The sequence below is a fragment of the Streptomyces sp. NPDC002130 genome (genome assembly GCF_040296465.1).
Lineage (GTDB): Bacteria > Actinomycetota > Actinomycetes > Streptomycetales > Streptomycetaceae > Streptomyces.
The window spans coordinates 1-1601 of the sequence record NZ_JBEOXI010000732.1 but is presented as its reverse complement, the minus strand read 5'-3'; the positions used below and the strand labels follow the sequence as shown (position 1 = coordinate 1601).

Sequence of the window (1601 nt, the reverse complement as noted above, 5' to 3'; positions counted from 1 at the left end):
GTCGACCCCGAGATCGGCCTGATGGACACGCTGCCCACGTTCCGCCGCACGCTCCACCGGGCGGGCCTGGAGGAGCACGTCGTGGCGCTGGTCGGAGATCGGCTGCGAGAGCGTCGGGCATGCGGGAGTTACGCGTCATGATGCGCAGCGCGGCCTCGTTGGGAACTCCCTGGTCCCACAGTTTGATCGGCGGAACCATCAGTCCCTCTTCGTACACCGTGGTGGCACCGGACGGCATGGAGCCAGGGCAGCAACCGCCGATGTCGTCGTGGTGACCGAATGCCTGAACGAACGCAACAACTTTCGGCTCGGCATCGGGAGTGACGCGGGCGAAGACAGGCACCGTGACGCACAGGTCGGGGAGGTGGCCGATGCCACCTTCGGACAGGTAGACGTCGTTGTGGAAGTACACGTCTCCCGGCTTCATCGTCTCGAGCGGGAAGTCCCGGGCGATCGGATGGACCAGCGCGGAATACGAACGGCCCGTGAGCTTGCGGAGGTTCCGGTCGTGAATACCCGCGCGGAAGTCGTGAGCGTCACGGATCATCGGTGAGCGCGAGGTGCGCGAAATGGAGGTCTCGACCTCCATTTCCACGCTGGCGAGGTAACCGGCGACGATCTCGACCAGAATCGGATCAGGTGACGCGCCGTCGGTAGCGGTGAGTCGGTACGGCTTGGCCGCGGTGGCAGCAGCAGCATCGAGAATGGCGGTCATCACTTCACTCCGTTCGAGTCGGAAGACTTCGAGATACGGATGTTCCCGAAGGTGTCGATACGTGCCGAGAATCCGGGATGGATCGGGACAGTCGAGCTGAACTCCTCGATCACGGCCGGTCCTTCGATGACGTCACCCGCACCGAGCAGCGTGCGGTCGTAGGTAGCCGTTTCGACCCAGCTGTCGAAATACGATTGACGCGAACCGGTTAGAGCCGAGTCGGCGCCGGTGCCGGCGGGGATTTCCTTGAGCGTCGGACGCTTGATCGGGCCGATGCCACTCACGCGCAGGTTGACCCACTCGACGTGCTGCGACGGGTCTCCCCGGAAGTCGTAGCCGTACAGTTCGCGGTGCGCCTGGTGGAACGCCTCGGCCGCGTCGTCCATGATCTGCGCCGTGACGGTACCTTCCGCCACCGGGACGCGAACCTCGAAGGCCTGACCGAGGTAACGTAGATCCGCAGTACGGGAGTACTTGCGCTGCGTCTCGTCGAATCCTTCTTCGGCGAGCGCGATCTCGGCTTCGCCGGCCAGCGCGTCGAACTGGCTCTGCAGGTCTTCTGCCTTCAACCGGTCGTGACGACTCACATGCGTCTGGACGTAGTCGTTGCGGACATCGACCGTCAGCAGACCGAACGCGGAGACGTTACCCGGATTGAGCGGGACAAGAACGTCTTTCAGTCCCAGAATGTCGACGAGACGGCAGGCGAGCAGGGAGCCGGAGCCGCCGAACGTCACGAGGGTGAAGTCACGAACGTCGAGGCCACGCTTGACCGTGATCTGACGCAGGGCGTTGGCCTGGCGCCCTTCGGATTCCTCCTGATCGACCCCGACCTCAGGGTCCGCCGCGTCAACCAGCGGTTCGCGTCCATCTTCGGCGGCACGCC

The 1601-nt window shown here is 64.4% G+C and carries 1 protein-coding gene and 3 pseudogenes; 2 read left to right on the top strand and 2 right to left on the bottom strand.

Annotation, left to right across the window (positions count from 1 at the left end):
* A pseudogene (locus tag ABT116_RS44935) lies at window positions 1–96 on the top strand (class I SAM-dependent methyltransferase); the annotation flags it as partial.
* A gap of 55 nt (window positions 97–151) precedes the next feature.
* Here ABT116_RS44935 and ABT116_RS44930 read toward each other — a convergent pair.
* Together ABT116_RS44930 and ABT116_RS44925 are read right to left on the bottom strand one after the other, a co-directional pair.
* Window positions 152–589: pseudogene (locus ABT116_RS44930) on the bottom strand (hydantoinase B/oxoprolinase family protein); the annotation flags it as partial.
* Between the two features lie 125 nt (window positions 590–714).
* Window positions 715–1452, bottom strand: coding sequence for a hydantoinase/oxoprolinase family protein (locus ABT116_RS44925; RefSeq protein ID WP_502984063.1), 738 nt, complete (start codon window positions 1450–1452; stop codon window positions 715–717).
* Between the two features lie 57 nt (window positions 1453–1509).
* Between ABT116_RS44925 and ABT116_RS51180 the strand changes: the two are divergent.
* A pseudogene (locus ABT116_RS51180) lies at window positions 1510–1601 on the top strand (PAS domain-containing protein); the annotation flags it as partial.